At 48.1% G+C, this 4,460-nt stretch carries 3 protein-coding genes and 2 pseudogenes; 1 reads left to right on the plus strand and 4 read right to left on the minus strand.

Annotation, left to right across the window (positions count from 1 at the left end; translation table 11 throughout):
• Nucleotides 1-1,904, plus strand: a pseudogene (locus RTV33_RS15070) (hypothetical protein); the annotation flags it as partial.
• Nucleotides 1,905-2,275: 371 nt separating this feature from the next.
• On the opposite strand, the gene RTV33_RS15075 reads toward RTV33_RS15070, so the two are convergent.
• The 4 genes and pseudogenes from RTV33_RS15075 to RTV33_RS15090 all read right to left on the minus strand — a co-directional run.
• Entirely contained in the window at nucleotides 2,276-3,142 is an 867-nt protein-coding gene (locus RTV33_RS15075) for a DUF1016 N-terminal domain-containing protein (protein ID WP_312645626.1), read from the minus strand.
• An 84-nt stretch (nucleotides 3,143-3,226) separates the two neighbouring features.
• Nucleotides 3,227-3,598, minus strand: a complete 372-nt coding sequence (locus RTV33_RS15080) for a hypothetical protein (RefSeq protein WP_312645628.1) — start codon at nucleotides 3,596-3,598, stop codon at nucleotides 3,227-3,229.
• A 14-nt stretch (nucleotides 3,599-3,612) separates the two neighbouring features.
• Nucleotides 3,613-3,894, minus strand: coding sequence for a DUF4314 domain-containing protein (locus RTV33_RS15085; protein ID WP_312645631.1), 282 nt, complete (start codon nucleotides 3,892-3,894; stop codon nucleotides 3,613-3,615).
• A gap of 99 nt (nucleotides 3,895-3,993) precedes the next feature.
• Nucleotides 3,994-4,460 (minus strand): annotated as a pseudogene (locus RTV33_RS15090) (recombinase family protein); the annotation flags it as partial.

Genomic DNA, 4,460 nt, shown 5'->3' on the forward strand with positions numbered 1-4,460 from the left:
ACACCGAGAAAGAAACGGTGTGGGTCAACGCTTCGAACGACATCACCGTCAAGCCGGTTAATACAGCCAATAACAAGTATCCCGGCTACAAGTTCAAAAACACCAACCCTGCAACAATTCCGGCTGCTGTTGCAAGCGGTAGCACCATCGAGGTCTACTATGTAAAAGATGAAGCACAGACCAAGGAGTTGAGCTACACCGTCGAGTACTACAAAGACGGCTCTAAGATCGATGCCGATAGCTACACCGAGAAAGAAACGGTGTGGGTCAACGCTTCGAACGACATCACCGTCAAGCCCGTAGATACCTCCAACGGCAAGTACCCCGGCTACAAATTCGAAAGCACCAACCCTGCAATAATTCCGGCTGCTGTTGCAAGCGGTAGCACCATCAAGGTTTACTATGTAAAAGATGAAAGTCAAAGGCTGGGTTACAAGGTAGAATACTACAAGGATGGAAACCACCAAGAGGGCTGGGACTACAATAGTACCGTTCCTAATCATACTCCGATAGTTGACACCAACGGCGTACCTGACAAAACACCCGCTGGCTACAAACTAGATGAAGCGACATCCACAAAGTTACCGTTCGAAGTAACCGCAGAAAACAATATCATTAAGGTTTATTATGTAAAAGACAGCACTCAGACCCTCTCCTACACCATTGAATACTACTACGATGGTGAAACAGAGCCATTTGAAACTTCTGAAGGACTTACCGTTCCTGCATCCGACCCGGTGGTCACATCCGTTCCGGATGCAAAGGGACTACAGGAAGGTTATACCAGAGACCGAGCCGAGTTGCCTTTTACCATCACCAAAGATGAAAATGTCATCAAAGTATACTACAAAGAAATTCCCGATAACAGCGTGATCATTCCTGTAACGCATGAGTACTTCACCAATGGCAGCAGAAATGGCAGTCAGAGTGGAGCATCGGTTGCGCTGACCATTCCTGCTGACGGATCGGCATTTAAGGTTCAGGTTTCAAAAATGTTTGCAGAGAGAATCAAAATGTTTAGCGGAAAAAGCTATTCTTTCTCTAAAATTGAAGTAAGAGGAACGTTAAAAGATGATGTTCTTCCGGCTCCTGTATTGAAAGAGGAGAAACTTCCAGCTGAGCAGTCTCCTGTGAAAGAAGAATTAGAAGCAGCCAAACCCGATGTATCGGAAACAGAGGAGCCCAATGCAGAAGCAACGGAAACCGGAGAAGTTAAAGCTGGTGATGAGAAATTTACGATCGAGCCGGCCTTTACAAAAGAAGCACCGGAAGGGGATACATCTTCGGAAGTAACCACCTCTGATGCAACGGAGCCCGAAGAGTCTAAAGAAGAAACAGAAGCGAATACTTCAAAAGAGAACACATCTTCGGAAGCAGCCACCTCTGATGCAACGGAACCCGAAGTGCGAGAAGAAACAACAGTAGAAGAAGAGTCCAAAGCAGAAACAGCGGCAATCGAGAAAACAAAATCCGAAGAGCCCGTTGCCGAAGAATCTAAAGCCACTGCGGAAGCCTTGCCTAACGAAGAGGCTGCATTGGATATCGTTACCAAACCTAAAACTGTTGTGCACACCAGTGATTTTGATTATGACCCCGATTACCAATACGAAGTGGTCATCACTTATACACGTTCTACCGGCGGAAGCGGTGGTAACGGCGGCAATGGTGGCGGCAACGGAAATAACAATAATCCCGATGATACTGTAACCATTGACGATCCGGCTCTGCCGTTAGCACCTCTCCCCAATGGTTTGGTCACTATTGTTGATCCAAAGCTTCCTCTTGGCAACCTGCCAAAATTCGGCGGAGCATCCAGAATTCTCGCTGTTTTTGGTTGCCTCGCAATTGTTGGCTCGGTAGCGTTGAAGCTGAAAAAAGATGATGACGATTCCGACGAAGACTAAAGCAAGAACACATTATCACCATTAAGTAATAAGAAGAGGGTTATCTCAATAAGCGAAAGCTTACGGGATAGCCCTCTTTTCATCCACCAATCGGTGAAGATATAGGCTGTGAGAAACAAGGCGAGGTTATGTCTGCAGAAAATGATGTGTAAATACATCTATTACATAGGTATAAAGATAAATATAAAAAAGCCGCGTGTAAGGTATCATTCTTACACACGGCTTTTTTATGTGGACACCGTGGAAAAAAGATTTCTTATCTTTCTCAAAAAAGAGCATCCAGTCCTCAAAATAAATCGGATTCTCCGCAGGCAATGACCAATTTTATGATGCCATAAATCCTCAGACTCTTCATGGCCGTGTTCAAATAATTATGCGGCTGTTTTCGGTCGATGTACTTGCCATTGATAATACCTGCCCTGTTTTCTGATAAAAGGCGGCGGGAGCTTCTTCGGTTGAACCATATCGGGCGGCGGCTTTAAATGGATGATTTGTTTCTGCGCCAATGTTTTTGATGAAACGGGACGTTTCGGAAACGAATAATCCTGCCAGCATGAAATGAACTGTTTTCGCATATTTTTCATTCTTCTGACTGTTGGAAGCATTGCGAGGATTTTGCTATAGCCGCTATCATTGTTTCGGTGCAGAGCATCCCCTTGGCGGGGAGGCTCACACGCTGTCACAAACGGCTCACACACCGTTTCAGCGGTTTCGGTGGTGTCTACGGCTTCATCTGGACAGCTATCGCTTACAGGGGCAAAGCTGGGTTCCACTTTTTCGGAGCAATTTTCTGCATGGAGGGTATCGGCAAAGGCATGCTCCTGAATGGCTTTCATGAGCGCCAGTTTGGAAAGGTTCCGTTCCACGGCAAGGCCAATATAAAAAGAACGCTGCGCATCGGTTTCGCAGTACTCCAGTATCACGGTGTTCTGTGTCCAGCCAAGAGACTGTGCCCTTTCCATAAGAATCGGGTTGTTTTCATAAGTGCGGTAAAAGTCACGCATCCTGCGGAGATTGCGAAGAGAGAATCCCTTCAGCGATGGAAACCGGTCAGCGAGCATTTCAGCCAAGTGCGGGATAAACGCTTTTTCTCCCTGACGGCAGATACATTGACCGATCCGTGTATAAAGCTCCAGCAATGCCCGATTGCAGGGCTTCTCATCTTTTTCATAGCATTCAGCTACCGCAGAGGCAATCTGTTCCAGATACAGGGCACTGTTTTTTTTCAATGCTTTCATAGGTTTCTCCTTTCCGGCTCCGTGGGAGCCTGTTTTTTTATGTACCCAGCAGAGCAAGCTCCGCCGGTGAAATGCTTGGAATTGTTAGTAGCTTTGTTTCATTTCAAGGCCGCCGCCCTGTTGTGCAGTTGCTTCATCCATATGAACGCCCAGCCGGTTGGGAAGATAATCACTCAGCCAAGTGCCGCCGAAAGCACTGTGTGACTGCAAACGCCATATGGCGAGCTTTCCCATATGCAAATCCACATTTTCCATAGAAAACAGCAGATTGGTGCAGCCGTCATGCTCAAAAGCGAAAACATCCTTGAAGGTATCGCCGTTTTGCAGAATTCCTTCCTGTGTCAGCAGCTCGTTGATGCCGTTTACCCATTCTGAAAGCTCCCCGCCGCAGCCTTGAAGAATCAGTCCCTCATGGTCTGTCATGGTGCGAAGCTCATCTGTCGTAATCCGTTTCACGGTGCATCCTCCTTTCATTCCATCCTCATGCCGAACTGCGGAGTGGGACTTGCCTCCGGCTCAGACGGTGCTGGACGCGAGAGCACCGAGAAGCTGTCCTCTCCGGGAACGACACCGAGGGTGCGTCCATTGTCAAAGGTGCAGTGAAGCGTGCCGATGTCATCTACAAAATTTACAGTTCCTTCCGTTCCCGGCGCAATGGGCGCATAGGGGTCATCCATACTATTGAGTCGGATGCGGGTTCCGCTGGGATACCGCTCCTTCATCCGCTGTGCTTTTTGGTAATCGAAAAACATTTTCATTCCTCCTGATATGCTTTGAATTTATGTTCAGCTACTTATGGGATATAGAAAATCAGGTGCAGGATATTTCACCGCACCTGATTGCTGTTGCCCTTATATGATCTGCTCAATCTCCGTTCCGTCCTTGAAACGGATGAGCAGTTTTTCTTCGCTGAGTACCGTAATGGCGCTGATCAGCTGCCGCACCGTGACCTCGTCAAAGGCAGTGATGCCGGTGTCCGCCGATTCCAGCTCGGCGGCAAGCTGCTCTGCACGCTCGTCCGCCTGTTCGGTATCCTGCTTATTTTTCTCCAGCTCGCTCCGTTTTGCCACCAGTGCGGAGAATTCCATACTGACCTTCTTCAGTTCCTCATCGTATTGGGTGGAATCCGCTCCCACGGCGGCGGCAAGCTGAAGGAGCCGGTACTGCTGTTCCCGCAGTTGAGAAAGCCTGCTGTCGATGGCTGCAAGGCTGGTTTCGCCATTTCCCGGCAAAAGGGCTGTTCGGATGCTGTCCTGCAGAATTGCTTTCAAGCTCTTTTGGCTGAACATTTCGTTCATGGCACTGACCACCGCAGTGT

Source organism: Hydrogenoanaerobacterium sp., from assembly GCF_032017025.1.
GTDB lineage: Bacteria > Bacillota > Clostridia > Oscillospirales > Ruminococcaceae > Hydrogenoanaerobacterium.

What these genes read in the sequence shown, in the direction of transcription:
- RTV33_RS15075 (WP_312645626.1), bottom strand. Translation starts at nt 3,142, where the DNA reads ATGAAAGCATTGAAAAAAAACAGTGCCCTGTATCTGGAACAGATTGCC.
- RTV33_RS15085 (WP_312645631.1), bottom strand. Translation starts at nt 3,894, where the DNA reads ATGTTTTTCGATTACCAAAAAGCACAGCGGATGAAGGAGCGGTATCCC.